The 25,611-nt window shown below is 70.0% G+C and carries 21 protein-coding genes and 5 pseudogenes; 13 read left to right on the top strand and 13 right to left on the bottom strand.

What is annotated here, in order from left to right; all coding sequences use genetic code 11:
• Positions 1-43 precede the first annotated feature (43 nt).
• A complete protein-coding gene (locus A6302_RS06055) occupies positions 44-1,096 on the top strand; it encodes a class 1 fructose-bisphosphatase (protein WP_069306296.1) in 1,053 nt (350 codons plus the stop codon).
• Between the two features lie 119 nt (positions 1,097-1,215).
• Here the strand turns inward: A6302_RS06055 and A6302_RS06050 are convergent, their stop codons facing one another.
• The 4 genes and pseudogenes from A6302_RS06050 to modA all read right to left on the bottom strand — a co-directional run bounded on the left by A6302_RS06050 (position 1,216) and on the right by modA (position 5,295).
• Positions 1,216-2,391, bottom strand: coding sequence for a polysaccharide biosynthesis/export family protein (locus A6302_RS06050; RefSeq protein WP_069306295.1), 1,176 nt, complete (start codon positions 2,389-2,391; stop codon positions 1,216-1,218).
• Between the two features lie 226 nt (positions 2,392-2,617).
• Positions 2,618-3,706 carry a molybdenum ABC transporter ATP-binding protein gene (gene modC / locus A6302_RS06045; RefSeq protein WP_069306294.1) on the bottom strand — a complete coding sequence of 363 codons (1,089 nt, stop codon included), beginning with the start codon at positions 3,704-3,706 and terminating at the stop codon, positions 2,618-2,620.
• Positions 3,703-4,413: a molybdate ABC transporter permease subunit gene (gene modB, locus A6302_RS06040; RefSeq protein WP_069306293.1), complete on the bottom strand. Its 711-nt coding sequence runs from the start codon at positions 4,411-4,413 to the stop codon at positions 3,703-3,705. The genes modC and modB overlap by 4 nt, the downstream gene beginning before the upstream one ends.
• Positions 4,414-4,480: 67 nt before the next feature.
• Positions 4,481-5,295 (bottom strand): annotated as a pseudogene (gene modA / locus A6302_RS06035) (molybdate ABC transporter substrate-binding protein).
• 217 nt (positions 5,296-5,512) lie between these two features.
• Between modA and A6302_RS06030 the strand changes: the two are divergent.
• Positions 5,513-6,526, top strand: coding sequence for an aldose epimerase family protein (locus tag A6302_RS06030; RefSeq protein WP_069306292.1), 1,014 nt, complete (start codon positions 5,513-5,515; stop codon positions 6,524-6,526).
• A 19-nt stretch (positions 6,527-6,545) separates the two neighbouring features.
• Positions 6,546-6,689, top strand: coding sequence for a hypothetical protein (locus tag A6302_RS22745; RefSeq protein WP_169833509.1), 144 nt, complete (start codon positions 6,546-6,548; stop codon positions 6,687-6,689).
• Between the two features lie 372 nt (positions 6,690-7,061).
• Here the strand turns inward: A6302_RS22745 and A6302_RS06025 are convergent, their stop codons facing one another.
• From A6302_RS06025 to A6302_RS06010, 4 genes and pseudogenes are all read right to left on the bottom strand, one after another.
• Positions 7,062-7,283 (bottom strand): 4-oxalocrotonate tautomerase, encoded by a 222-nt coding sequence (locus A6302_RS06025; RefSeq protein ID WP_069306291.1) that lies wholly within the window; start codon positions 7,281-7,283, stop codon positions 7,062-7,064.
• A gap of 16 nt (positions 7,284-7,299) precedes the next feature.
• Positions 7,300-8,515, bottom strand: a pseudogene (trpB, locus tag A6302_RS06020) (tryptophan synthase subunit beta).
• A complete protein-coding gene (locus A6302_RS06015; protein ID WP_069306290.1) occupies positions 8,512-9,231 on the bottom strand; it encodes a phosphoribosylanthranilate isomerase in 720 nt (239 codons plus the stop codon). The pseudogene trpB and the gene A6302_RS06015 overlap by 4 nt, the downstream one beginning before the upstream one ends.
• Positions 9,232-9,414: 183 nt before the next feature.
• Entirely contained in the window at positions 9,415-9,930 is a 516-nt protein-coding gene (locus A6302_RS06010) for an HPP family protein (protein ID WP_069306289.1), read from the bottom strand.
• Between the two features lie 292 nt (positions 9,931-10,222).
• On the opposite strand from A6302_RS06010, the gene trpA reads away from it, so the two are divergent.
• From trpA to msrA, 6 genes and pseudogenes are all read left to right on the top strand, one after another.
• On the top strand, positions 10,223-11,059 hold the full coding sequence (trpA, locus tag A6302_RS06005; RefSeq protein ID WP_069306288.1) for a tryptophan synthase subunit alpha: 837 nt from the start codon (positions 10,223-10,225) through the stop codon (positions 11,057-11,059).
• Positions 11,060-11,282: 223 nt separating this feature from the next.
• Positions 11,283-12,196 (top strand): annotated as a pseudogene (accD, locus tag A6302_RS06000) (acetyl-CoA carboxylase, carboxyltransferase subunit beta).
• 23 nt (positions 12,197-12,219) lie between these two features.
• Positions 12,220-13,542 (top strand): bifunctional folylpolyglutamate synthase/dihydrofolate synthase, encoded by a 1,323-nt coding sequence (locus tag A6302_RS05995; protein ID WP_069306287.1) that lies wholly within the window; start codon positions 12,220-12,222, stop codon positions 13,540-13,542.
• Between the two features lie 163 nt (positions 13,543-13,705).
• Positions 13,706-14,665: a transaldolase gene (tal, locus tag A6302_RS05990; RefSeq protein ID WP_069306286.1), complete on the top strand. Its 960-nt coding sequence runs from the start codon at positions 13,706-13,708 to the stop codon at positions 14,663-14,665.
• Between the two features lie 244 nt (positions 14,666-14,909).
• Positions 14,910-15,221 carry a hypothetical protein gene (locus tag A6302_RS05985; RefSeq protein WP_069306285.1) on the top strand — a complete coding sequence of 104 codons (312 nt, stop codon included), beginning with the start codon at positions 14,910-14,912 and terminating at the stop codon, positions 15,219-15,221.
• Positions 15,222-15,279: 58 nt separating this feature from the next.
• A complete protein-coding gene (gene msrA, locus A6302_RS05980) occupies positions 15,280-15,948 on the top strand; it encodes a peptide-methionine (S)-S-oxide reductase MsrA (protein WP_069306284.1) in 669 nt (222 codons plus the stop codon).
• Between the two features lie 81 nt (positions 15,949-16,029).
• Here msrA and mbfA read toward each other — a convergent pair.
• Positions 16,030-17,000: pseudogene (gene mbfA, locus A6302_RS05975) on the bottom strand (iron exporter MbfA).
• A gap of 204 nt (positions 17,001-17,204) precedes the next feature.
• On the opposite strand from mbfA, the gene A6302_RS05970 reads away from it, so the two are divergent.
• On the top strand, positions 17,205-17,789 hold the full coding sequence (locus A6302_RS05970; RefSeq protein WP_069306283.1) for an NADPH-dependent FMN reductase: 585 nt from the start codon (positions 17,205-17,207) through the stop codon (positions 17,787-17,789).
• 1 nt (position 17,790) lies between these two features.
• Here the strand turns inward: A6302_RS05970 and A6302_RS05965 are convergent, their stop codons facing one another.
• The 4 genes from A6302_RS05965 to A6302_RS05950 are packed head-to-tail and all read right to left on the bottom strand — an operon-like array spanning position 17,791 to position 22,564.
• Positions 17,791-18,660: an SDR family oxidoreductase gene (locus A6302_RS05965; RefSeq protein ID WP_069306282.1), complete on the bottom strand. Its 870-nt coding sequence runs from the start codon at positions 18,658-18,660 to the stop codon at positions 17,791-17,793.
• Between the two features lie 59 nt (positions 18,661-18,719).
• Positions 18,720-20,273 (bottom strand): 2-polyprenylphenol 6-hydroxylase, encoded by a 1,554-nt coding sequence (gene ubiB, locus A6302_RS05960; RefSeq protein WP_069306281.1) that lies wholly within the window; start codon positions 20,271-20,273, stop codon positions 18,720-18,722.
• Between the two features lie 15 nt (positions 20,274-20,288).
• Complete coding sequence (gene ubiE / locus A6302_RS05955) at positions 20,289-21,047, bottom strand: bifunctional demethylmenaquinone methyltransferase/2-methoxy-6-polyprenyl-1,4-benzoquinol methylase UbiE (protein WP_069306280.1); 759 nt, start codon at positions 21,045-21,047, stop codon at positions 20,289-20,291.
• Between the two features lie 38 nt (positions 21,048-21,085).
• Positions 21,086-22,564: an endo alpha-1,4 polygalactosaminidase gene (locus A6302_RS05950; protein WP_069306279.1), complete on the bottom strand. Its 1,479-nt coding sequence runs from the start codon at positions 22,562-22,564 to the stop codon at positions 21,086-21,088.
• Between the two features lie 176 nt (positions 22,565-22,740).
• Between A6302_RS05950 and mutM the strand changes: the two are divergent.
• The 3 genes and pseudogenes from mutM to rpsT all read left to right on the top strand — a co-directional run bounded on the left by mutM (position 22,741) and on the right by rpsT (position 24,961).
• A pseudogene (mutM, locus tag A6302_RS05945) lies at positions 22,741-23,612 on the top strand (bifunctional DNA-formamidopyrimidine glycosylase/DNA-(apurinic or apyrimidinic site) lyase).
• 57 nt (positions 23,613-23,669) lie between these two features.
• A complete protein-coding gene (locus A6302_RS05940; protein ID WP_069306278.1) occupies positions 23,670-24,443 on the top strand; it encodes an enoyl-CoA hydratase in 774 nt (257 codons plus the stop codon).
• A gap of 254 nt (positions 24,444-24,697) precedes the next feature.
• Positions 24,698-24,961 (top strand): 30S ribosomal protein S20, encoded by a 264-nt coding sequence (gene rpsT / locus A6302_RS05935; protein ID WP_069306277.1) that lies wholly within the window; start codon positions 24,698-24,700, stop codon positions 24,959-24,961.
• The last annotated feature ends 650 nt before the right edge of the window (positions 24,962-25,611 follow it).

The following is a 25,611-nucleotide window of genomic DNA, read 5'->3' as shown; positions in this document are numbered from 1 at the left end:
GGCGAGCCGAAATCCCGGCGCACGAACAACAGGCTACCTTCCGATGACAGCAGTCGCCGACCTTGCTCCCGCCCCGCCGACCCGCCTGCGCGTGCGCGACGACCACCAGACGCTCGGCGCCCATCTCGCGCTCTGGGCCGGCGAGGACGCCGCGCGGCTGGCGGTGGCCGCGGCGATCGTCGCCATGTCGGAGGCCGGCAAGAAGGTTGCGACGATGCTGGCCCGCGGCGGCCTCGACGGCGATCCGGCGCGGATCGTCGGCACCAACAGCGACGGCGACCGGCAGAAGGCGCTCGATGTCGCCGCCCATGGCGTGTTCGTCGAGGAGGCGCTGCGCGCCGGCGCGGCCTGGATCGGCTCAGAGGAGGCCGCGGCCCCGATCGAGGGCGCGAGCAACGGACGGGTGGCGATCGCCTTCGATCCGATCGACGGCTCGTCGATGATCGGCATCGCGGGTGCCTGCGGCACGCTGTTCTCGGTGCTGCCGGTCCCCGCCGGCTCGGACGCCGCCGGGCAGGTCGCCAGCCTGACGGAGCCCTTCGCCCAGCCGGGCGCGCGCCAGCTTGCCGCCGGCTACCTCGTCTACGGCCCCGAGACCGTGTTCGGCTTCACCGTGGGCCACGGCGTGCAGATGATGACGCTCGACCGCAACGACGGCGTGTTCAAGGGCACCGGCCTTGCCCGCAAGATGCCGGCCTCGACCAGCGAGATCGGCGTCGACCTGTCCTTCCGCCGCCACTGGACCGGCCGGCAGGCGCGCTATGTCGACGACTGCCTGGCCGGCCGCGACGGCCCGCGCGGCGAGGACGTGCGCCTGCGCTGGATGATGGCGGCGGTGGTGGATCTCCACCGCATCCTCGTGCAGGGCGGGATCTTCCTCTACCCGGCCGACCGCCGCCCCGGCAACGCCAATGGACGGCTGCGCCACGTCTACGAGGTCAATCCGATGGCGCTGCTGATCGAGCAGGCCGGCGGACGGGCGACCGACGGCGAGGGCCGCCGCCTGCTGGACCTCGTCCCCGGCCACCTCCACGACCGGGCCCCGATCGTGGCCGGCTCCCGCCGCGAGGTCGACCGCTACGAGAGTGCGGGCTGACGGGCTTCCGCTTCGGGCTTCGGGCTTCCGGCTTCGGAGAAGTCTTCATCGCAATGAAAACGGGCCCGGATCGCTCCGGGCCCTTTTCGTTTCGCCTCACTGACCGGTGACGTCGCCGGTCAGTTGCCCGCGGCGTTGACGAGGCTGATGCCGGTCGAGGCGGGCTGGGTCAGCGTGCCGACCAGCGTCAGGAACTTCTGGATTTCCGACAGCTTGGCGTTGGCGACGTAGATCGTGTCCTTGTCGTAGACCTGGAACTGCTTGGCCATGAACAGGCCGGCCGGGGCGCGCAGGTCCAGCCGGTAGATCACCGGCACGGTCTCGCCGTAGTTCGACGCAAGGACCTGGCTGTCGGGCTTGAGGCGCGACAGGATGGTGCGCTGCTCCATGCGGTAGATGAAGACGCCGGCCGGATCGGCGCGGTTGTCGAGCAGGCCGCCCGCCTTGGCGATCGCCTCGCTGAGCATCATCTCCTGGGAGGTGAACGGAATGTCGGCATGGGTTCCGGCCGCGCCGAAGACGGTGAAGGTCTGCGTCTTCTGGCTGATCGCGATCACGTCGCCGGCGGAGACGAGGACGTTCTCGCGCGGATTGTCGATGATCTTCTGCATCGGCACCCGGGCGGTGACCGAGCGCCGCGTCAGGGTGACGAAGGCCTGATGCGCCGGGACGCTGACGCCGCCGGCCTCGGCCACGACGTCGAGCAGGCGGTCGCCGCTCGGCGACAGCGGAATGCGGCCGCCGCGGGTGACCTCGCCGGTCACCGTCACCGTGTTGCCGACGCTCTTGACGACGTTGACCAGCACCTGGGGCTCGATGGCCTTGCCGGCCAGGGAGCGTTCGATGTCGGCGCGCACCTGCTGGGTGGTCCGGCCGGAGGCGGTCACGACGCCGGCGTAGGGTACGACGATCGCGCCGTCGGAGCCGACCATCTGCGGGGGGATCGTGGCGCTGTTGGCGCCGGCCGCCGCGGCCGAAACCTGCCCGCCGCCGGAGAAGAGGCCGCCGGTGCCGGCTTCCCAGATCGTCACCGCCACGGTGTCGCCGATGCCGATGCGGCCAATGGAGCCGCCGCCCTTGCCGCCGAAGTTGCCGGCGAAGGTCTCGTTGGTGCGGCCCTGAAGAGCCGCGAGGGACTGCGGCGTGATGTCGACCAGTTCATAGGCGCTGAGGGCCGGCAGCTGCTTGCCCGCATCTTCGTGGATCGCCGAGGCGCTCGGCCCCTCGGCCGGAAGATTTGAACAGGCGCTCAGTGCCAGGCCGGCGGTGAGCACGACGGTCGCGCGGAAATGCATACCCGTTTCTACCCTCTCAGACGCCCCCGCCCGCCGCCCCGAATCTCGGAACAACGAACATGTCCGGCGCCACTCATACCCAAATCGTCTGCGACTTTAAACTCGCCGATTTAACCGAAAGAACGGCGAGGGGGCGTGGTAGCGCTTTTTTCACCAGAACCGTTCGGATTCTTGCCGTTACGTTTAACGACTGGTTACCATGTTGCGGCCCGGGCGCCCCCCGTTTTCACAGCGAAATCATGGCCCGGTCGAGCGCGACACTCTTGAGGACCGCGTGAACCCGGCGGCCGGGCACCAGGTCGAGGTTGGCGGCCGAGCGGCGGGTGACCCGGGCGAATACGACGGCGGTGTTGCAGCGGAGTCGCAGCAGAACCGCGCTGTCCCCGGTCGCCACGACCGCCTCGACCACCCCCGGCAGGCTGTTGAGCGCACTGACGCCGACGGGCGGATCGAGCGCCAGCATCACGTCGCGGGCACGGATGCGCAGCCGGACCCGCCCCGCCGCCGGCAGGTCGCCGCTGGGCACCGCCAGCCGTCCGGCCGCGGTGTCGAGCAGGGTCAGCTGCCACTCCGGCTCGGTGCCGACCACCTCCGCATCCAGCATCACCCCGGCTTCCGCCGTCACGCCGCCGGGCAGGATGTCGAGCCCGGCCATCACCTCGGCGGTCGGACCATGGGCCACCACCCGGCCGCCGGACAGCGCCACCATCTCGCCGGCCAGCCGTCCGACCTCGGCGACGGAATGGCTGACGTAGAGGATCGGCACGCGGCTCTCGTCGCGCAGGCGCTCCAGATAGGGCATGATCTCGGCCTTGCGCGCCTCGTCGAGCGCGGTCAGCGGCTCGTCCATCAGCAGCAGCCGCGGCGCGGACAGCAGCGCCCGGCCGATGGCGACCCGCTGCTTCTCGCCGCCCGAGAGGCCGGACGGACGGCGCGCCAGCAGCGACCCGATGCCGAGCATCTCGACCACGGCGTCGATCTCGGCCCGGCCGCCCCCCTGGCCGCGCAGCCAGCGCCCGTAGAGAAGGTTGCGGCGCACGTCGAGATGGGGAAACAGCCGGGCCTCCTGGAAGACATAGCCGATGCGGCGCCGATGGCGCGGCAGGTCGAGGCCGGCGGCGCTGTCGTGGAGCACCGTGCCGTCGACGACGATGCGGCCGGCGCCGGGCCGGCGCAGGCCGGCAATCACGTTCACCAGCGTCGTCTTGCCCGAGCCGGAGGGGCCGAACAGGGCGTTGAGCCCGTTGCCGAGGCGCAGATCCACGTCGAGCGTGAAGCCGGGGACGGCGTGGCGGACGGCGATCTCGATCGTCATCGGGTCTCGATCCGGCGGGCGATGCGCCGCGACAGGAGTTCGGAAGCGACCAGCGCCGCCATCGAGATCGCGATCGACACCAGCGTGAGCCGCAGCACGCCGGCGTCGCCGCCCGGCACCTGCATGAAGGTGTAGATGGCGGAGGCGAGCGTCTGGGTTTCGCCCGGAATGTTGGAGACGAAGGTGATGGTGGCGCCGAACTCGCCCATCGCCTTGGCGAAGGCGAGGATCGCGCCGGCGAGGATGCCCGGCAGGATCAGCGGCAGCGTGACCGTGGCGAACACGATCCCCGGCCCGGCGCCAAGCGTTGCGGCGGCGTCCTCCAGCCGGCGGTCGACCGCCTCGATCGCCAGCCGGATCGCCCGCACCAGCAGCGGAAAGCCCATCACGGCGGCGGCGAGCGCCGCACCGGTCCAGCGGAAGGAGAAGACGAGGCCGAGATGCTCGGCGAGCGCCGCGCCGATCACGCCGCGCCGCCCGAAGCCGATCAGCAGCAGATAGCCGGTGACCACCGGCGGCAGGATCAGCGGCAGATGCACGAGGCCGTTCAGGATCGCGTGGCCGGGAAAGCGGCCGCGGGCCAGCAGCAGCGCCACGCCGACGGCCGGCGGCAGGCTGAACAGGGTGGCGACCGCCGCCACGCGCAGGCTGAGCGCGACCGCCGTCCATTCCTCCGCCGAGAGTTCGAACCCCGCCAATCGCCCCATCCCCTGCTCTGCGCTATGTTCCAACGACTATCGCGATGACCGATCCCGGTGCCCTCTGCCGAGGCGTTCAGTTTGCGACCGGCTGGTCCAGCCAGACGAAGCCCCACGCCTCGAAGACCTTGCGGGCGTCCGCCGAGCGGAGAAACGTCGCAAATCCCTCGCGTCCGGCGATGCCGCCCCGGCCAGCACGGCGGCAGGGTAGACGATCGGCGGATGGCTGTCCGCCGGGAAGCGGGCAACGATGCGCACCCCCGGGTCCGCCGCCGCGTCGGTCGCGTAGACGATGCCGAGCGGCGCCTCGCCGCGCGAGACGAGCATCAGGGCGGCCCGCACGTTGTCGGCCTGGGCGACCTTCGCCTCGACGCTGCGCCAGAGGCCCAGTGCCGTCAGCGCGGCCTTGCCGTAGCGGCCGGCCGGCACGGCATCGACATTGGCCATCGCCAGCCGCCCGTCGGCCAGTGCTGCGGCCAGCGCCAACGGATCCGCCAGATCGACCGGGCCCTGCGACCCGGCCGGCGCCACCAGCACGATCGCGTTGCCGAGCAGTCGGACCTCGGTGCCCGCGCGGACCAGACCCTTGTCGCGAACATGGGCCATCCAGTCGAGATCGGCGGAGACGAACACGTCGGCCGGCGCGCCCTGCTCGATCTGCCGGGCGAGCGCCGAACTGCCCGCGTAGGACACCCGGACCTCGCCGCCGCCGGCAGCCTTCCACGCGGCGGCGATCTCGTCCAGCGCGGTCTTGAGGCTGGCGGCGGCAAACACCGTCACCTCGTCGGCGCGGGCCGCCGCCGCCGGGACGGCGAGGACGACGCCGAGGGCGAGCGCGGCCACGAGGCGCCGCAGCGGCGCGCCGAGGACGGAGTCGAAGGCGGTGAACATCGGCGGCTTTCCTCTTTCGCAATATTCCGATGGATATAGCCAGTCCCGACCGGTCGCAAGCCTGTGCCGGCGATGGCAGCGCTGGCGCACCGCCCGCCCGGGCCACCCGCCCGTGAATAAGGGTTCACCCCCCTCGTCCGATCGACTAGAGGTGGGCACCCCTCCCGGTTCCGCGCCCGGCGCGCCCGGAAAGAGGACCGACAGCGGGAGAGACCAGATGACGACGCGCGCCTTCGGCAGACTTGCGACCGGCGAGACGGTGGAGGAGATCACCATCGGCCGCGATGGCCTCTCGGCCGCGATCCTCACCTTCGGCGCCATCCTGCGGCGGCTTGATGTGTCCACCGCACAGGGGCCGCGCAATGTCGTGCTCGGCTTCGAGGAGGTCGCGCCCTATGACGGCGACGGCCGCTATTTCGGCGCGATTGCCGGGCGCTGCGCCAACCGCATCGCCGGCGGCGCCTTCGAACTCGACGGCACCTCCTATCGGCTGCCGCTCAACCAGGCCGGCCGGACCCATCTCCACGGCGGCCTGCGCGGCTTTGCCCAGCGGCTGTGGCAGGTGGAAAGCCGCGACGACCAGTCCGTGACGCTAACCCGGCGTTCGCCGGACGGCGAGGAGGGCTATCCGGGCACACTTGACGTGTCCTGCCGCTACGAGATCGCGGCGGATCGCCGTCTGACGATCACGCTGACGGCCACCACCGACGCGCCGACGCTCGTCAACCTCGCCGGCCACGCCTATTTCAACCTCGACGGCGACGGCGACATCCTGGATCATGACCTCACCGTGGCGGCGGAAGCCTATACGCCGATCGACGCCGACCTGATCCCGACCGGCGAGATCCGGCCCGTGGCGGGCACGCCCTTCGATTTCCGCGCCGCCCGGCCGATCCGGCGCGCGGAGGCCGGCGGGCGGGTCGGCTACGACCACAATTTCGTGCTGACCGACGCGCGCTCCGACACGCCGCGTCTGGCCGCCCGGCTGTCCGGGCAAGGCGGCCTGACGATGGATCTGTTCACCACCGAGCCGGGGCTGCAGGTCTACGACGGGTCGATGATCGTGCCGATGGCCGGCACCGACGGACGATCTTTCTCGCCCAATTCCGGGATCTGTCTGGAGCCCCAGGTGTTTCCCGACGCGATCAACAACCCGCGCTTTCCCTCCGCCGTGCTGCGGCCGGGAGAGACCTACCGGCAGGTCACGGCCTATCGTTTTGGGGAGACGTGACGCCGACGGAGGATCCCCGATGCTGCGGCGACTGATGCGCATGGCAATGGCCCGCAGGGGCCGCGGCCGCCGGCGCGACCCCCAGCGCGACAGGATGATCATCCTGCTGCTGGCGGCGGCGGGAATGACGATCTACGCGCTGTGGAACCGCGGCGGGATCTGACGGGCAAGGGATGGCCGGGCGGCGACGGGCGGGCCGGCGCATGCCGCGATGGGGCGCGGAACCGCAGTGCGGTGGCGCGGGAGCGCGTTACGTGTCTCAGCCCCTCTGCCGTCTTTGCCGGGCTTGACCCGGCAACCCAATAGCCTCGCTGAGGAGAGCGATCGACCGGGCCGTCAACGCGTGGCCCCAACCGACCATGTGGCGTGCCGCACGGCCAGTGGATCGCCGGGTCAAGCCCGGCGAAGACGGATGAGAGGATCAAATCCCTTGCGATCTCCGATCCTTGCCGAAACGGACCGGAGCGCTCATGACAGGCGATGAAACGCCAGGCGGACCAGCCGCAGCGTCTCGCCCCCTTCAGTCCGCGTCCCCTCAGTCCGCGTCGCCGTCGCTGGCGGCCTTCGTCGCCAGCTTGTCGGAGAAGAGGTCGCCGCCGACGCCCCAGTTGTGGGGCTCGACGTCCTGGAGGATCACGGTGACGGCGGCGGGCGAACAGCCGAGCACGGCGCAGGTGGTCCGCGTCAGTTCGGCGACGAGTTCGCGGCGCGTCTCGACGGAGCGCCCGGGAAAGAGCTGGACGGTGATGTTGGGCATGCTGTCCTCTGTCCCGTCACATCTCGAAGCCGAGCAGGCGACCGACGGTGAACACGTCCTTGTCGCCGCGCCCGCAGAGATTCATCACGAGGATCTGGTCCTTGGCCATGGTCGGCGCCAGCTTGATCACGTGGGCGAGCGCATGGGCCGGCTCCAGCGCCGGGATGATCCCCTCCAGCCGGGTCAGCAACTGGAAGGCCTCCATCGCCTCGGCGTCGGTCGCGGGCACGTAGGTCACGCGGCCGGTGTCGCGCAGGAAGGAATGTTCCGGGCCGATGCCCGGATAGTCGAGGCCGGCCGAGATCGAGTGGCCCTCGAGGATCTGGCCGTCGTCGTCCTGCAGCAGATAGGTGCGGTTGCCGTGGAGCACGCCGGGACGGCCGCCGGTGAGCGAGGCGGCATGGCCGTTGTGGACGTCGAGCCCGTGGCCGCCGGCCTCCACGCCGTAGATCGCCACCTCCTCGTCGTCGAGGAAGGGATGGAACAGGCCGATGGCGTTGGAGCCGCCGCCGACGCAGGCGACGATGGCGTCCGGCAGCCGGCCTTCCATCTCCTGGATCTGGGCGCGGGCTTCCGTGCCGATGATCGACTGGAAGTCGCGGACCATCGCCGGATAGGGATGCGGGCCGGCGGCGGTGCCGATCAGGTAATAGGTGTCCTCGACATTGGTCACCCAGTCGCGCAGCGCCTCGTTCATCGCGTCCTTGAGCGTGCCGTGGCCGGCGGTGACCGGATGGACCTTGGCGCCCAGGAGCTTCATGCGGAACACGTTGGGCGCCTGACGCTCCACGTCGGTCGCGCCCATGTAGACTTCACAAGGGAAGCCGAAGCGGGCGCAGACCGTGGCGGTGGCAACGCCGTGCTGGCCGGCGCCGGTCTCGGCGATGATCCGGGTCTTGCCCATGCGCTTGGCCAGCAGGATCTGGCCGAGGCAATTGTTGATCTTGTGGCTGCCGGTGTGGTTCAGCTCGTCGCGCTTGAAATAGATCTTCGCGCCGCCGAGGTGCTCGGTCAGCGCTCGGCGAAATACATCGGGCTCGGCCGGCGACATAGTGGGTGTGGAGGTTGGCGATCTCGGCGTGGAAGGCCGGATCGATCTTGGCGGCCTCGTAGGCCGCCTCGAGTTCGAGGATCAGCGGCATCAGCGTCTCGGCGACGAAGCGTCCGCCATAGAGGCCGAAATGTCCGCGCTCGTCGGGACCGGTGCGATAGGAATTTGGCTTCGCGTTCACGCCTCGATGTCCTTCCTCTGGCGACCGGCCGCAGCCGCCGCACCCTCTTCGTCCGCAGCCCTCGCCGCCGCAACGAAGGCCGCGATCCGGTTGCGGCTCTTGATCCCCGGCGCCGTCTCGACGCCCGACGACACGTCGACGCCGCCCGGGCGCAGCAAACGCACCGCCTCGGCGACATTGTCGGGGTCAAGGCCCCCGGAAAGCATGAAGGACCGGTCATGGTCAAGCGCCGTCAGGAGCGACCAGTCGAAAGTCCGGCCAAGGCCGCCGGGGCGGGTCGCCTCCTTCGGCGGCTTGGCGTCGAGCAGCAGGCGGATGCCGGCCTTCGACCACTCCCGTGCGACGCCGACGTCGGCCGCGTCGGCGATGCCGAGGGCCTTCAGGACCGGCACGCCGAAGCGGCTTTCGATCGCGCGCGCCCGCGCCAGATCCTCGTGGCCGTGGAGCTGGAGCACGTCGGGCGCGGCGGCAGCCATGATGGCGGCAAGCAGGTCATCGTCGGCATCGACGGTGAGCGCGACGACCCGCGCCGGCTCCACCGCGAGATCAGGGGCCGCCCGCCGGGCATGCGCGGCAAGCGTGGCCATCGCATCGAGATCGACGTGACGGGGGCTTCTTGGAAAATGGACGAGGCCGATGGTGCCGGCTCCGGCGCCGCGCGCCCAGTCGATGCTGTCGTTCGTCGACAATCCGCAGATCTTGATCTCGAGCGCCACGTCCGTCCGCCTCGCCGCCCGCAGCGGGCGGCGCCATCATGTCAGGGAAATCCTCGGCACATCCCCTTGCACGGATCTCCGCGTCTGTCCACGCGGCCGGCGGACAAAGCCGGGCGCGACCTTCAAGAGGCGTCCGGTCGGAGATCTGGTGCATCGAGGTCCGGTCTGCCAGGGGGGACCCGCTCAGGACTGGTCGACCCGGCGCGGGTAGACATGGAGGCGCGGCGGCAGGCGATGGTGGAGGGCGGCGACCAGCACCAGCAACAGGCTGCCGCCGGCCACCACCGCCACCAGCGTGAGGCCGTGGATCGAGGACGTGGCGGCGAGGATCGGGATCGCACCGGCCGGCGGATGGGTGACGCGCAGCAACGCCATCAGCGCGATCGCCGCGCCGACGCCGATCGCCGCTGCCAGCCAGCCCATCGGCAGGAAGGCCAGAACCACCAGCGTGACGAGGGTCGCGACCGCATAGCCGCCGATCACGTTGGCCGGCTGGGCAAGGGGGCTGGCCGGCTGGCCGAACACCAGAACCGCCGAGGCGCCGAAGGGCGCGATGAGGAAGGGCAGCCCGGTGAGGCCGGCAAGACCGCCCGACAGGCCGATGCCGATCAGCCCGCCGAGACCGGACTTCAGGCTGGCGAGATGCGAGACACTCGGCGGTTCGTGACGGCAGAAGAAGGACTTGAGGTCGATCAGCATGGGCCCATCCGCGTTTTTGCTTATGTATGGTGCACGTTGCATAAGTATAGGACACTTCATGTCGCCTTATTATGCAGCATCTGCACAAAAGTCATACACCTCTTGTGACATGGCTGCTCCCGCACCGGGTGCTGGCTCGGAACGGCCGCAACCGAGGCGGTCGCCCCGGGAACGGGCCGACAGCGGCGCGGCCACCGCGCGGCCGGGCGCGATTGACAGGGCCGCACCGCCCCGCCTAGATCGATGCCAATGTGGAACGGCACCTTGACCGGGGCCCGGCCGGGACAACGACATGACCAAGACACGCATCGACAGCACCGTCGCGCGGCTCGCCGCCGAGGGCCGGCCGGCCCTCGTCACCTTCGTGACCGCCGGCGATCCGGACTACGACACGTCGCTGGAGATCCTGAAGGCGCTGCCCGAGGCCGGGGCCGACATCGTCGAGTTCGGCATGCCCTTCTCCGATCCGATGGCCGAGGGCCCGCCGATCCAGGCCGCGACCCTGCGCGCCCTCAACGGCGGCCAGACCATGATCCGCACCCTGGATATGGTGCGCGCCTTCCGCGCCGGCAACGAGACGACCCCGCTGGTGCTGATGGGCTACTACAATCCGATCTACATCTATGGCGTCGAGCGCTTCCTGACGGACGCCAAGGCCGCCGGCGTCGACGGGCTCATCGTCGTCGACCTGCCGCCCGAAGAGGACGAGGAGCTGTGCCTGCCGGCGATCGAGGCCGGCATCAGCTTCATCCGCCTTGCGACGCCGACCACCGACGACGCCCGCCTGCCGGCCGTGCTCGCGAACACCTCGGGCTTCGTCTACTACGTCTCGATCCTCGGCATCACCGGCACCGCCGCGCCCGACGCCGGCCGGGTCAAGGTCGCGGTCGAGCGGATCAAGCGCCACACCGACCTGCCGGTGATGGTCGGCTTCGGCGTGAAGTCCTTCGAGCAGGCCCGCACCCTCGGCCGCGACGCCGACGGCGTGGTGGTCGGCTCGGCGCTGGTCAACGCGGTGCGGGATTCGCTGGAAGACGGCAAGGCGACGGACCGCACCGTCGGCGCCGTCACCGCCATCGTCGCCGATCTTGCCGCGGGCGTGCGCGCAGCCCGGAGCGAAGCCGCCTGACCATTCAGGCTGCTGCGCCCGCCGGATCGGATCACCGCATCGTCCGTCGTTTCGGGGAAGAAGTGCTGGTTCGGCGCGCCACGGTGCCCCGTCTCGACGCCCCCGGCGTTTTCCGATAGACCAGACCGACGTCGGCGGCGGGCCGCGGCGCCGGTGCCGCGACTTCGCCCCGCCACATTCTCAGGAGACGCTCGTTCCTCCCGCAGCGTCCGAAGGTGCCGTCTTGAACTGGATCAACAGCGTCGTCCGCCCGAAAATCCGCCAGCTCCTCGTCAAGAGGGACGTGCCGGAGAACCTGTGGCTCAAGTGCCCCGAGTCCGGCGAGATGGTGTTTCACCGCGATCTCGAGGCCAACCAGTGGGTCGTGCCGAAGTCCGGCTACCACATGCGCATGCCCGCGCCGCGCCGGCTGGAGAGCCTGTTCGACGAGGGCCGCTTCGAGCCGATCGCCCTGCCCGCCGTGGTGGCCGATCCGCTGAAGTTCCGGGACGAGAAGCGCTACAGCGACCGCATCAAGGCGCCCGCGCCAAGACCGGGCGCGAGGACGCCGTGCTGGTCGGCGCCGGCCTGCTCGAAGGCGTCGAGGTCGTGGCCGGCGTGCAGGACTTCGACTTCATGGGCGGCTCGCTCGGCATGGCCGCCGGCGAGGCGATCGTGACCGGCATGCTGGAGGCGGTGAAGCGCCACGCGCCCTACATCATGTTCTGCGCCTCCGGCGGCGCGCGCATGCAGGAAGGCATCCTGTCGCTGATGCAGATGCCGCGCACCACGGTGGCGATCGAGGCGCTGCGCGAGGCCGGCCTGCCCTACATCGTGGTCCTGACCAACCCGACCACCGGCGGCGTGACGGCCTCCTATGCCATGCTCGGCGACGTGCATGTGGCCGAGCCGGGCGCCCTGATCGGCTTTGCCGGCCCGCGCGTGATCGAGCAGACGATCCGCGAGAAGCTGCCCGAGGGCTTCCAGCGCTCCGAATACCTGTTCGAGCACGGCATGGTCGACATGGTGGTGCATCGCCACCAGATGCGCGAGACGCTGGCCCGCCTCTGCCGCCTGCTCAGCGGCGTGCGGACCGAGCCGACCGCCTCCGTTCCGGCCCTCGAGGCGCCGGTTGCAGCCGAGACCGCCCCCGCCTGAGGCGGCCCGAGGACACCCGACACATGCCTGCGACGCTGGAGATCATCGACCGCCTGTCGTCGCGCTGGCCGAAGGGTTACGACCTTTCGCTGGCGCGCATCGAGCGACTGCTGGGCGCCCTCGGTGATCCGCACCTCCGCATTCCTCCCGTGATCCACGTTGCCGGCACCAACGGCAAGGGCTCCACCATCGCCTTCCTGCGGGCGATGCTGGAGGCGAACCGGGCGCGGGTCCACACCCACACCTCGCCGCATCTCGTCCGCTTCAACGAGCGCTACCGGCTGGCGACCGGCCCGGGCCGGAGTTCCTACGTCGGTGACGCGGCCTTTTCCGATGCGCTGGCGCGGGTGGAGGCGGCAAACGGCGACGAGCAGATCACCCTGTTCGAGATGCTGACGGCGGCCGGCTTCGTGCTGTTTTCCGAGCATCCGGCCGACTACGTCCTGCTCGAGGTCGGCCTTGGCGGCCGGTTCGACGCCACCAACGTGATCCGCGATCCGCTGGTGTCGGTGATCACCTCGATCTCGCTCGACCACCAGGCCTTCCTCGGCGACACGGTGACGGCGATCGCCGGCGAGAAGGCCGGCATCATCAAGCGCGGCCGGCCGGTGGTGACCAGCCCGGCCACCGACGAGATCCGCGCCGTGTTCGAGACCGAGGCGGCCCGGCGCAAGGCGCCGCTGTTCGTCGGCGGCCAGGACTGGGCGGTGCACGAGGAACACGGCCGGCTCGTCTATCAGGACGGCCAGGGCCTGCTCGACCTGCCGCGGCCGCGCCTTGCCGGCCAGCACCAGTTCCAGAATGCGGGCACCGCGATCGCCGCCCTGCGCCATGCCGGCCTCGCCGTGCCGGTCGCGGCGATCGAAGCCGGCCTCGACACCGTGGAATGGCCCGCCCGCCTGCAGCGGCTGATGCCGGGGCCTCTGTTTGCCGGCGCCGTCTCCGGCACCGAGATCTGGCTCGACGGCGGCCACAATGCCGGCGCCGGCGAGGTGGTGTCGGCGGCCATGGCCGATCTGGAGGAACGGGTCGCCCGGCCGCTGGTGCTCGTCGTCGGCATGCTGACGACCAAGGATCCGGTCGGCTTCTTCTCCTCCTTCAAGGGGCTGGCGCGCCACGTCTACACCGTGCCGATCGCCTCGTCCGACGCCGGCTGGCCGCCGGAGGAACTGGCCGCGGCCGCCACCTCCGCGGGCCTTGCCGCCGAGTCGGCCCCCGATGTCGCCGACGCGCTCGCCCGGCTTTCGACCAGCTGGAACGAACAGATGGCGCCGCGCATTCTTGTCTGTGGCTCGCTCTATCTGGCCGGCGAGGTGCTTGCGCTCAACGACCAGGAACCGGCCTGACGGCGTTCCCGCGGCACCTGAAAGATGCCGCCCGCTCGGCGCAGAGCACCCGCGCATCTGCCGCACGGCTTGCCCCTGGCGGCATCGACGCCGGTCGCGCCGGCTGCTATGCCTTGCCTCCCAGCCCGGCACCGATGGCAACAAGAATTCCGGAAAGAGAGTCATGACTTCCAAACTCGATCAACTGCGCGCCATGACCACCGTCGTCGCCGACACCGGCGACATCGACGCCATCCGGCGCCTGAAGCCCGTCGACTGCACCACCAACCCGACGCTGGTGCTGAAGGCGCTCGGTCTGACGAGCCATGCGGCGCTGTTCGACGAGGCGGTGACCTGGGGCCGCAGCCAGTCCGGCACGCGCGAAGGTGTCGTGGCCGCGATCGGCGACCGTCTTGCCGTCGCCGTGGGCGCGGAACTCGCGCGCCTCGTGCCCGGCCGGGTCTCGACCGAGGTCGACGCCGACCTCTCCTTCGACACCGCCGGCAGCATCGCCAAGGCCCACGAGATCGTCGCCGCCTATGACGCCCTCGGCATCCCGCGCGAGAAGATCCTGATCAAGCTCGCCTCCACCTGGGAGGGCATCCGCGCCGCCGAGGTGCTGCAGGGCGAAGGCATCGACTGCAACATGACGCTGATCTTCAGCATCGCCCAGGCCGTGGCCTGCGCCGAGGCCAAGGCCTTCCTGATCTCGCCCTTCGTCGGCCGCATCCTCGACTGGTATGTCGCCAAGGAAGGCCGCAGCTTTACGGCCGAGGAAGATCCGGGCGTTCTGTCGGTGCGCGAGATCTACACCTACTACAAGGCCCACGGCATCGAGACCGTGGTGATGGGCGCGTCCTTCCGCACGGCCGCCGAGATCGAGGCGCTGGCCGGTTGCGACCGGCTGACCATCTCCCCGGCGCTGCTGGACGAGCTCGCCGCCGACGAGGGCGAGCTGCCGCGCAAGCTGTCGCCGGAGATGGTGACGGGCAAGCCCGCGATCTATCCGACCGACGAGCGGGCCTTCCGCTGGGCGATGAACGAGAACGCGATGGCGACCGAGAAGCTCGCCGAGGGCATCCGCGGCTTTGCCAAGGACCTGCGCTCGCTGCGCAGCCTCATCATCGAGCGCCTCGACGCCTGAGGCCTTCGGCCGACGGATCGGGAGGGGCGCTGCGGCGCCCCTCGTCATGTCCGGGGCGTTTCGCGTCGCCCGGCGCCGGCCAACGGCCCGATCACGGCGGTGTCACGCCGAATTCGGATGACGGCGGGGGCCCTGCCGTGGTGATCATGGCGCGGCAGCCGGGACGAGATCGCCCGGGAATCATTGTCCCGCGCGCTCCGGCACCCCATATCGGGCCGGACAGCCAGGACCGACGGACGGGCTCATGCTGCGCTTTCTTCTTCGCCTTGCCGGACTGGCCGTGTTCACGGCGTCCTTCATCGCCCTGATCGCCGATGGCGTGCGCACGATTTCCTCCGACCGGCTGGTGGTGACGCCGCTCGGTGCGACCTGGTTCGCGCTCAGCCCGTCCAGCCTCAACGCGGCGCAGGCCGGCGTGCGCGACACCCTCGGCGATCTCGCCTGGGACCCGCTGCTCGTCACCCTGCTCGCCGCGCCGACCTTCGTGGTCGGGGGGCTTCTCGGCCTGCTGCTGATGTATCTCGGCCGTCGCGGCACGCGGCGTCCGCAGGCCTGACGTGCCGCCGACCGGGGACCTGCCGGGTCGGACCGCTTTCAAGAAGGGAGACCGCCTGATGTTTCTCGCCGACATGCTCAACCGCAAGCTCAAGCTGCCGACCGCCGCCGAGGCGATGCCCGGCCGGGCCGCGCCGATCCCGACCGCCGACTTCCATTTCGTGAACCATCGTCCGCTCGCCGGCCCGTGGCCGGAGGGTTATCAAAGCGTCGTGCTCGGCCTCGGCTGCTTCTGGGGCGCCGAGCGCAAGTTCTGGCAGCTGCCGGGGGTGTGGGTCACGTCGGTCGGCTATATCGCCGGCCTCACGCCCAATCCGACCTACCAGGAGGTCTGCAGCGGCCTCACCGGCCACAACGAGGTGGTGCAGGTGGTGTTCGATCCCGCGGCGATCTCCTTCGAGGGCATTCTGAAGGCCTTCTGGGAAAGCCACGACCCGACGCAGGGCATGCGCCAGGGCAACGACACCGGCACGCAGTATCGCTCGGGCATCTACGTGACGGATGCCGCGCAGCGCGCGGTGGCCGAACGCTCGCGCGCGACCTACCAGGAGGCGCTGGCCAGGGCCGGCCGGCCGCAGAAGATCACCACCGAGATCGTCGACGCCGGCCCGTATTATTACGCCGAAGCCTACCATCAGCAGTATCTCGCCAAGAACCCGAACGGCTACTGCGGCCTCGGCGGCACGGGCGTCTCCTGTCCGCTGCCGACCGGCGTGCCGGCCGCCTGAGGCGCCGGCACACAGTCTCGTCCCGTCTCGTCAGAGGCCCGGCCGCAAGGTCGGGCCTTCTTCGTTCTGGCGGCCGACACGTCAGGCGTTGCCGATCAGGATGCCGGCGAGGAACACGAGGAATCCGCCGACCACCACCTGAAAGGCCGCCCGGAGGAAGGGCGTGTCCATGTATTTCCAGCGGATCCACGAGATCGCCCAGAGCTCGAGCAGCACGATCAGCGCAGCGACCACCGTCGCGGTGACGAAATCGGGAATGAGATAGGGCAGCGCATGGCCGAGGCCGCCGACCGCGGTCATGATGCCGGCGGCGGCGCCGCGGATCCACGGGCTGCCGCGCCCGGTGAGCGCGCCGTCGTCGGAGGCCGCCTCGGTGAAGCCCATCGAGATGCCGGCGCCGATCGAGGCGGCCATGCCGACCAGGAAGGTCTGCCAGGTGTCGTGGGTGGCGAAGGCGGCCGCGAACACCGGGGCGAGCGTGGAGACCGAGCCGTCCATCAGTCCGGCAAGACCCGGCTGGACGATCTGCAGCAGGAAACGCCGGTGATCGGCCTTGCCTTCGTCGAGACGGGCCTGCGCGGTCAGGTGCCGTTCGCCGAGTTCGGCGGCGCGGAGCCGGTGCGCGCCCTCGGCGGCGGCCAGCTGGCCGAGCAGCGCGCGGATGCCGGCGTCCGAGGTACGCTGCGCCGCCTTCAGGTAGAAGTTCGCCGCCTGCGCCTCCATGTCTTCGGCCTCGCGCCGCACCCGGTCCAGCCCGAGCGGACGCACCAGCCAGTAGGGCTTGCGCGCATAGAAGCCGCGCACATGCTCGCGCCGGATCAGCGGCACCACCTCGCCGAACTTCTCCCGGTGGAGGTCGATCAGCCGCGCGCGGTGGCCCGATTCCTCGGCCGCCATGTCGGAGAACACCGCCGCGGTGGCGGGAAAGTCGGCGCGCAGCCTTCGGCATAGCTGGCGTAGATCCGCATGTCCTCCTCCTCGGAGGAAATGGCGAGGGCGAGCACCTCCTGCTCGGAGAGATCGGAAAAGGCACGGCGGGAAAGGTCGAACATCAGCGCAGCCTCAAATTAGAATGACTACAAACTAATGCGCCCACCCGCGATGGCAAGAGGGGGTCGTGCCGGATGGCGGCGCGGCGGGGGCCGGCTGCTCGCGCTCACCCGATCCGAGTCCGACGGGAGCGCGAGCGGGGACTTGCAATGTCCGGTCCGGCGGCTAGGCTCGCGGCCACCTGTCCTTAAGACCAAGGTTGCTCCATGCCGAGACCCGCCCCCCGCATCCTCGTGCTGCCCGGTTCCAACCGGACCGGTTCCTTCAACGCGCAGCTCGCGGCGCTTGCGGCCAAGCGATTCGCAATGCGCGACATCGAGGTGACGCGGATCTCGCTGACCGACTATCCGCTGCCGATCTACGACGGCGATCTGGAGGGCGAGAGCGGCGTGCCGGAACCGGCCAAACGCCTCGCCGGGCTGTTTGCCGCCCACAGCGGCATCTTCCTCACAAGCCCGGAATACAATTCCTCGGTCACGCCGCTGCTCAAGAACACGATCGACTGGATCAGCCGGGTGCGGCCCGCACCGGGCGAGCCCTCGGCCTTCCGCAAGCGCGTCTTCGCGGTCGGCGCCGCCTCGCCGGGCGCCTTCGGCGGCATGCGCTCGCTGATGACCCTCAGGCAGGTGCTGGAGATCGGCATCGGCGCCACCGTGATCCCCGAGCAGGTGGTGGTGCCCGGCGCCGCGACCGCCTTCGACGACAAGGGCGAACTCACGTCCGAGCGCACCTCGGCCTCCCTCGACACGGTGGTCGGCCGGCTGGTGGACGAGGCGGCGCGCTGGGCCTGACCTAGCGCCAGTCTCCCGCCGCCCACATGGCCGCATGGGCCTCGCGGTAGGTCGGATGGGCGAGCGTGACGCCGAGATCCGCGTTGAGCTTGCCATTCCGGCAGCGCTTGTTCTCGCCGTAGAAGGAGCGGGCCATCGGCGAGAGGTCAGCGGTGGCAAAATCCTGTTCGGGGGGCGGCGGCACGCCCATCAGCCCGGCGGCATAGGCGATCACGTCCTGGGGCGGGGCCGGCTCGTCGTCGCAGACGTTGAAGATGCCGCCCACGCGCCGTTCCATCGCGGCGGCGGTGACTGTGGCGATGTCGTCCACATGGATGCGGTTGAACACCTGGCCGGGCTTGACCAGCCGGCGGGCCGTGCCCTCGGCGAGCTTGACGAAGGCGTTGCGGCCGGGGCCGTAGATGCCGGCAAGCCGCATCACGGCGACGGGCACGCCGCGCGCGGCGGCGAAGGCCTGCCAGGCCTGCTCGATCTCCAGCCGCAGCTTGGAGCGCGCGCTCACGGGGCGGCACTCCGCCGTCTCGTCGACATGGGCGCCGCCGTGATCGCCGTAGACGCCGATCGTCGACCAGTAGCCGAGCCAGTCCAGCGCCGGCGCCGAGGCGAGGTCCGCGCCATGGTGGATGAGAACCGGGTCGCCGGCCGGCTCCGGGGCGATCGACATCACCACATGGGTCGCCCTCTGCAGCGCCGCGGACACGCCCGCGCCCGCCTGGGTGCCATCGAACAGGAACGGTTCGATACCGGCATCCCGCAGCGCGCCGAGACGCGCGTCATGACGGGTGGTGCCGCCGATCCATTCGGCCGTGCCGGCCAGCCGCCGGGCCAGCGCGAGGCCGGAATAGCCGGCACCGAAGATGAAGAGCCGCATCCGTGTCTCCCTGCCGCCCCGGTGCGTCGACCGCGCGGCCTGCTTGCCCCGCGAAGGCGCTATCCGAACCAGATCGCCGCCGCGATCGCCGCGAGCGACAGCGCGCCCACCCACAGCGCGGCGACGGCGCGGCCCGAGAACACCGGGCGCACGCGGACGACCTCGTCGCCGGCGTCGTCGAAGCGCCGCGCCAGCCGGTCGGCGCGTTCGGCAAGATCCGGCAGCTTGGACGTCAGGCGCCACAGCGCCCGGAGCTGTCCGGCCGCATCCTCGATCATGCCGCGCGGGCCGAGATTGCGCTCGATCCAGGTCCGCACCACCGGATCGGCGGTCTTCCACATGTCGAGGCCGGGGTCGAGGGTGCGGGCGACGCCCTCCACCACGACCATGGTCTTCTGGAGCATGATCAGCTCCGGCCGGGTGGCCATGTCGAACAGGTCGGTGACCTCGAACAGCTGGTTGAGCAGGCGCGACATGGAGATGTCGGCGGCCGTGTGGCCCTGCAGCGGCTCGCCGATCGCCCGCAGCGCCTGGGCGAAGCTCGCGACATCGTGGTGGGCCGGCACGTAGCCGGCCTCGAAATGCACCTCGGCGACGCGGACATAGTCGCGGATGATGAAGCCGTAGAGGATCTCGGCGAGGAAGCGCCGCTCCTTCGGCCCGAGCCGGCCCATGATGCCGAAGTCGACCGCGACGATGGTGCCGTCCGCCTCGACGAACAGGTTGCCCTGGTGCATGTCGGCGTGGAAGAAGCCGTCGCGCAGGGCATGGCGCAGGAAGGACTGCAACAGGTTGCGCGCCAGCGCCACGCCGTCGTGGCCGGCCGCCGCGATGCCGGCAAGGTCGGACAGCTTGTGGCCGTCGATCCATTCGAGGACGAGCACGCCCCGGCTGGTCAGCCGCCAGTCCACCGCCGGCACCCGAAAGCCCTCGTCGGCGGCGACATTCTCCGCCATCTCGGACAAAGCGGCCGCTTCCAGACGAAAATCCATCTCCAGCAGCACGGAGCGGGCGAGCGTGTCGACGATCGCCACCGGGCGCAGCCGGCGCGAGGGCGCATGCACCCGCTCCATCAGCCGCGCCACCCGGTAGAAGGCCGAGAGATCGGCGCGAAAGCGCACGTCGACCCCGGGCCGCAGCACCTTGACCGCCACCGGCCGGCGCTCGCCGGTCTCGTCGATCACCTCGGCCCGGTGGACCTGGGCGATCGAGGCGGCGGCGAGCGGCGGGCTGAAGCTGGCAAACACCGCGTCGACCGGACGGCCATAGGCCGCCGCGATTTCCGTGCGGGCCACCGCCTCGCCGAAGGGCGGCAGCGCGTCCTGGAGCGCGGTCAGATCGCGGGCAAAGCTCGCGCCGACGAGATCCGGCCGGGTGGCGAGGAACTGGCCGAGCTTGACATAGGACGGCCCGAGCCGGTTGAGCGCTACGGTGAGGCGCGCCGCGCCGTCGGCGCCGGAGGCCGAGCGGCGCTGGATCAGCCGCGCGCCGTAGAGCGCGGCCTTGAGGCCGACCGGCATCGGTTCGGGAAAGGGAATCGCCGTGAGCACGCCTTCGCGCGCCAGCACGTAGCCGGCGCGGGCGAGCCGCAGGACATCACCGACAGAGGACATCGCGACGCCCGGACCTCAGATCTTGACGCCGACGTGGATCGCAGCGACCCCGCCCGTGAGGTTGGTGTAGCCGACCCGCGAGAAGCCTGCGTCGCGGATCATCTGCGCGAAGCGCTCCTGGTTGGGGAAGCGGCGGATCGATTCCACGAGATAGCGGTAGCTGTCCGCGTCGCCGGCGATCGCCTGGCCGAGCCGCGGGATCACGTGGAAGGAATAGAGATCGTAGAGCCGGTCGAGGCCGGGCACGTCGACCGAGGAGAATTCGAGGCAGAGGAAGCGCCCGCCCGGCCGCAGCACGCGAAAGGCCTCCGACAGCGCCTTGTCGATCCGCGGCACGTTGCGGATGCCGAAGGCGATCGTGTAGGCGTCGAAGCTCGACGCCTCGAAGGGCAGCTCCTCGGCGTTGGCCTCGACGAAGTCGATGCCCGTCAGCCCGCGCTTTTCGGCCCGCTCGCGGCCGACGGCGAGCATCGAGCCGTTGATGTCGACGACGGTGGGACGGGCGTGGCCGCCGGAACGGTCGTGGATGCGGAAGGCGATGTCGCCGGTGCCGCCGGCGACATCGATCACCCGGAAGGGCCTGGAGCCGGTGCGCGGCGGCGCGAGCCGCGAGACGAAGGCGTCCTTCCAGATCCGGTGGACGCCGGCCGACATGGCGTCGTTCATGATGTCGTAGCGCTTGGCAACGGCGTGGAACACCTCGTCCACCATCGTCTGCTTGGCGCCGACGTCCACGTCGCGGAAGCCGAAGCTCGCCGTGTCATTTGCCGTCATCGCCGCATTCTCCGTATCCCAGGGATCTGTCGCACCGCTTATAGGGCGGATGCGCGCCGGAGGGGAGCGGAATCGACGCGGGTGCCGGTTTCACACGATGAGGAAATCGGCGGCGGAAAGGTCCGGCGCACCGGTGAGGGTCGCAAAGCGCACCATGCGCCGGCGCCCGATCCGTCGGCATCGAACCACAGAGTTCCTTTCGAGGCATTGTGGATGATCCGGTCATTCGCATCGGCGGCGGCCGCGCCGACGACAAAGGCAGCACCCGCGAGGGCGCCCGGTGCAAGGCCGGCGAACACCGAGGCCGACAGCTCGATCCGGTCGTTGCCGCTGCCAAAATCGGTGATCCGGTCAGTCCCCGCACTGGAAAGCGCCGCGTCGAAGACGAAGACGTCGGCATGCTGGCCACCGGCCAGCACATCGTCGCCGTCGCCGCCGGACAGACGGTCGTTGCCGCGGCCGCCGACCAGCGTGTCATCACCCTTGCCGCCCTTGAGCGTGTCCCCCCCTGCCCCGCCCGCAAGGATGTCGGCATGGCGGCCGCCCGAGAGACGGTCGCTGCCGTCCTCGCCGCGCACGAGATCGGCCCCGTCGCCGCCGTTCACGATGTCATGGCCCGCCCCGGCGAAGATGATGTCCTGGCCGGACGATCCGCCCAGCGTCTCGCTCGCCGCAATGCCGTCGACCCGGTTGTAGCCCGCCGTCGCGTAGCTGCCGCCGAAGGAGGCAAAACCGGCGAAGCCGGCCGCCTCCGCCTCCAGAAGGAAGCGGGCGGCCGCTTCGATGCCGCCCTCCGATTCCAGCGCCAGAATGTCCATGTGGGGCAGGATGTAGGTGATGCCGACGTCGATGGCGGCGGTCTCGCGGGCGCGACTGAGCCCGAAGTAATTCTCGAACAGCATGGCGTCGACGGCGTCGAGGAAGGCGGCGGCCGTGGCGCTTGCCGGCCCGCCGGTCGCGTCGGTGGGGATATAGGGCGTGGAGTTGACCACCAGGACGGCGCCGGGATCGACCGCGCGGATCGCCTCGGCGATCTCCGTCACGAAGGCCATCATCTTCAGCGCCCGCCCGGCGACCGGCCCGCCGGTCGAGCCCTCCGTGAAATAGATGCCGACGTCGTCGAGGAAGACGCCGCCATAGCCCCGGGAGACGAGTTCGACCGCCTGGTCGATCACGATCTGGCGCCAGGCCGGGTCGTCATAGTCGGCGATGCGGCCGAAGCAATTCTTCGGCTGGCCAACCAGCCAGCTCGGCGCAAGATCGGTGAGCGCGCCGCGATCGGTTTCGTCCTCGGTCCAGTCCGGGTTCCAGTAGGGTCGGGTGTCGTCGGTGACGGCGACGTTGACATAGCCGACCACCGTGGTGCCGGCGCCCTGGAGGGTGGCCACCTCGCCGTCCGTGATCGCCGGAAAGCGGCCGAACGGGGCGCCTTCGGTGATGAACAGCGATGGCGCCCGGGCGGCGACGGTCGAAACGCTCACGCCGGCATACTGAAGCATGAAGGAGGAAAAGGTCACCGTATTGCCTCCCGTAGGCCCGGCAGCAGGAACGGGCGCCGGCAGGCGGCGATCATGGCACAGCCGTCACGCGCGATGGGAGCCGTTTTCACGCGCTTCGCCGGGGAGACGTGGCATTGCCCGAAGTGCCCGCCTTGCCTACATCTCGCGGACCCGTTGCGGACCCGAGGACCCCGATGCCCGAACTTCCCGAAGTCGAGACCGTGCGGCGCGGCCTGCAGCCGGTTCTGGAAGGGGCGGTGATCACGAAGGTCGACCAGCGCCGGCCGGACCTGCGCTTTCCCTTTCCGGATGACTTTGCCGCGCGGATCACGGGACGGCGCGTCAGCGCGCTCGGGCGGCGGGCGAAATATCTCGTCGCCGACCTCGACGACGGCGTCTGCCTCGTCATGCATCTCGGCATGTCCGGCTCGTTCCGCTTCGAGGGGGCGCAGAACGGCGCGCCCGATCCCTATTACCACGCCAAGCCGCGGGCGGAGATCCACGACCATGTGGTGTTCGAGACCGACGCCGGCAGTCGCATCGTCTACAACGACCCGCGCCGCTTCGGCTTCATGACGCTGGTGCCGCGCGCCGGGATCGAGGCCCATCCGCATTTTCGCGGCCTCGGGCCGGAACCGACCGGCAACGCGCTGTCGCCCGACCATCTCGACCGGGTGTTTGCCGGCAAGATCGTGTCGCTGAAGGCGGCCCTGCTCGACCAGAAGCTGATCGCGGGCTTGGCAACATCTATGTCTGCGAGGCGCTGTTCCGCACCGGCCTGTCGCCGCTCGCCCCGGCAGGCTCCCTGTCCGGCCCCGCCGCGGCCGCCAAGCGCGAGGCGCTGGTGGCCGCGATCCGGGCGGTGATCGGCGAGGCGATCGAGGCCGGCGGCTCGTCGCTGCGCGACCATCAGCGCACCGACGGCACGCTCGGCCTGTTCCAGCACCGCTTTGCCGTCTACGACCGGGCCGGCGCGCCCTGCGCGCGGCCGGGTTGCGGCGGCCATGTGACGCGCATTCCCCAGGGCGGGCGCTCCACCTTCTACTGCGCCCTCTGCCAGACGTGATAGCCTGCCGGACGGACCTGCCTGTCACCCGGACCCTAGAGAAGAAGAGGAGAGCCGATGCCGTTCGAATGCATCGTCACCGAGACCCGCGGCCATGTCGGCCTCATTCGCCTCGACCGGCCGAAGGCGCTGAACGCCCTGTCGGACGCGCTTCTGACCGAACTCGGCGAAGCGCTCGACGCCTTCGAAGCCGACGCCGCGATCGGCTGCATCGTGCTCACCGGTTCGGACAAGGCCTTTGCCGCCGGCGCCGACATCAAGGAAATGGCCAAGCTCGATTTCCTCACCGCCTACATGGGCGACTTCGCCCAGCGGATCGACCGGGTGGCGCGCTGCCGCAAGCCGCTGGTGGCGGCCGTTTCGGGCTATGCGCTCGGCGGCGGCTGCGAACTGGCGATGAGCTGCGACTTCATTCTCGCCGCCGACAGCGCCCGCTTCGGCCAGCCGGAGATCACCCTCGGCATCATGCCGGGCATGGGCGGCACCCAGCGGCTGGCCCGGCTCGTTGGCCGGTCGAAGGCGATGGACATGGTGCTGACCGGGCGGATGATGGACGCGGCCGAGGCCGAGCGCGCCGGCCTCGTCAGCCGGATCTTCCCGGCCGACAGCCTGCTGGAGGAGACGCTGAAGATCGCCGAGAAGATCGCCGACCTGTCGCTGCCGATCGCGATGATGGCCAAGGAGACGGTCAACCGGGCCGAGGAAGTGTCGCTCGCCGAAGGCCTCCGCTTCGAGCGGCGCCTGTTTCACGCCATGTTCGCCACCGAGGACCAGAAGGAGGGCATGGCCGCCTTCATCGAGAAGCGTGCGCCGCATTTCTCCGGACGGTGACTGCCCGGGGAGCGGGTCTCCGGACGGGGACCCTCCGGAGAGGAACGGCCCCTCGCGCGGATTTTCCGCGCGCCCCCGTGCCCGCCACGTTGACGGACCGCCCGCGAGGGACTATAAGCGCGCTCCGAAACAGGTGGTGACGTCGTCGCCGCCATATCTTTCCGTTGCCCGCCGGCCGGTCGCCCGCAGCGTCACCCATGGGGTGGCGGGGCGCCGCGCTCCGGATGCGGCACGGATCACAGGAAGGGCTCGAGATGGCCAACACGACTTCGGCCAAGAAGGCGGTGCGCAAGATTGCGCGCCGCACCGCGATCAACAAGAACCGCCGCACCCGCATGCGCGGTACTGTGCGCAAGGTCGAAGAGGCCATCGCCAGCGGCGACGCCGCCGCAGCTGCCGCCGCCTTCGCCGTGGTGCAGCCGGAACTGATGCGTGCCGCCCAGAAGGGCATCGTGCACAAGAACACCGCTTCGCGGAAGGTCTCGCGCCTCGCCGCCCGCGTGAAGGCGCTCGGCTGAGCGGCAGCGCTCCGGTCGACGGTCGCATTGCGCACACACCGACGTCACCCGCGGCTGCCAACGCAACCATCAGGTGAACGATCGCGACGCTACAGGGCTCGGCTTCACGCCGGGCCCTTCGTGTTTTCGGCCCCTGCTGCCGCCTTTCCAACCCTTTGCCGGCTTTCCGGGCAGCGCCGGAGCCGCGCAGAGGCTGGCACAAAAAAACCTTCAAAATCAATTGCTTGATAGGTGGTGCCTTTTCGCGGGCACATTTGCCGAACCGTCATGATCATTGTCGGGGAAAATTTTCAGACCCCTTGACAGGTTTGCGGCCGATACACGGATGAAGCGATCGCGTCGCGAATCTGCTGACTCGCCAACGTGTTCCCGGCACCCTTCCCGCCTCCCGCCGCGGCACCCCGCCCGTCTGTGTCGGAGTCGTAAACGGTTCGTAAAGATTCCTATCTTGCCCCCCTCATGGGGGGTGTGTATTTTCAGGATCAGACAGGGCGGCGGCAGAAAGATCGCAGTCATTACGGCCACTTCGGCCGGATCTCATGAAAAGATTGAAGACTTCCAAGGTTGTCCTTCGATCTGATCTGAACCGGAGCAAGAAACGGTCGGAGTGTCGATGATCGATTGCAATGGCGTCGCCTTTTCGAGGGCAA

Origin of the sequence: Methylobrevis pamukkalensis (genome assembly GCF_001720135.1) — a bacterium.
Classification (GTDB): domain Bacteria; phylum Pseudomonadota; class Alphaproteobacteria; order Rhizobiales; family Pleomorphomonadaceae; genus Methylobrevis; species Methylobrevis pamukkalensis.
The sequence above is the reverse complement of the archived record's forward strand: the minus strand, read 5'-3'. Positions and strand labels throughout refer to the sequence as shown.

Bases quoted from the DNA above. Each gene is read 5' to 3' on its own strand.
- A6302_RS06055 (WP_069306296.1), top strand. From the start codon at position 44: ATGACAGCAGTCGCCGACCTTGCTCCCGCCCCGCCGACCCGCCTGCGC.
- A6302_RS06010 (WP_069306289.1), bottom strand. From the start codon at position 9,930: ATGCTGATCGACCTCAAGTCCTTCTTCTGCCGTCACGAACCGCCGAGT.
- A6302_RS05995 (WP_069306287.1), top strand. From the start codon at position 12,220: ATGCCTGCGACGCTGGAGATCATCGACCGCCTGTCGTCGCGCTGGCCG.
- A6302_RS06025 (WP_069306291.1), bottom strand. From the start codon at position 7,283: ATGCCCAACATCACCGTCCAGCTCTTTCCCGGGCGCTCCGTCGAGACG.
- rpsT (WP_069306277.1), top strand. From the start codon at position 24,698: ATGGCCAACACGACTTCGGCCAAGAAGGCGGTGCGCAAGATTGCGCGC.
- modB (WP_069306293.1), bottom strand. From the start codon at position 4,413: ATGGGGCGATTGGCGGGGTTCGAACTCTCGGCGGAGGAATGGACGGCG.
- A6302_RS05940 (WP_069306278.1), top strand. From the start codon at position 23,670: ATGCCGTTCGAATGCATCGTCACCGAGACCCGCGGCCATGTCGGCCTC.
- trpA (WP_069306288.1), top strand. From the start codon at position 10,223: ATGACCAAGACACGCATCGACAGCACCGTCGCGCGGCTCGCCGCCGAG.
- tal (WP_069306286.1), top strand. From the start codon at position 13,706: ATGACTTCCAAACTCGATCAACTGCGCGCCATGACCACCGTCGTCGCC.
- modC (WP_069306294.1), bottom strand. From the start codon at position 3,706: ATGACGATCGAGATCGCCGTCCGCCACGCCGTCCCCGGCTTCACGCTC.
- A6302_RS22745 (WP_169833509.1), top strand. From the start codon at position 6,546: ATGCTGCGGCGACTGATGCGCATGGCAATGGCCCGCAGGGGCCGCGGC.
- msrA (WP_069306284.1), top strand. From the start codon at position 15,280: ATGTTTCTCGCCGACATGCTCAACCGCAAGCTCAAGCTGCCGACCGCC.
- ubiB (WP_069306281.1), bottom strand. From the start codon at position 20,273: ATGTCCTCTGTCGGTGATGTCCTGCGGCTCGCCCGCGCCGGCTACGTG.
- A6302_RS06050 (WP_069306295.1), bottom strand. From the start codon at position 2,391: ATGCATTTCCGCGCGACCGTCGTGCTCACCGCCGGCCTGGCACTGAGC.
- ubiE (WP_069306280.1), bottom strand. From the start codon at position 21,047: ATGACGGCAAATGACACGGCGAGCTTCGGCTTCCGCGACGTGGACGTC.
- A6302_RS05970 (WP_069306283.1), top strand. From the start codon at position 17,205: ATGCCGAGACCCGCCCCCCGCATCCTCGTGCTGCCCGGTTCCAACCGG.
- A6302_RS05985 (WP_069306285.1), top strand. From the start codon at position 14,910: ATGCTGCGCTTTCTTCTTCGCCTTGCCGGACTGGCCGTGTTCACGGCG.
- A6302_RS06030 (WP_069306292.1), top strand. From the start codon at position 5,513: ATGACGACGCGCGCCTTCGGCAGACTTGCGACCGGCGAGACGGTGGAG.
- A6302_RS05965 (WP_069306282.1), bottom strand. From the start codon at position 18,660: ATGCGGCTCTTCATCTTCGGTGCCGGCTATTCCGGCCTCGCGCTGGCC.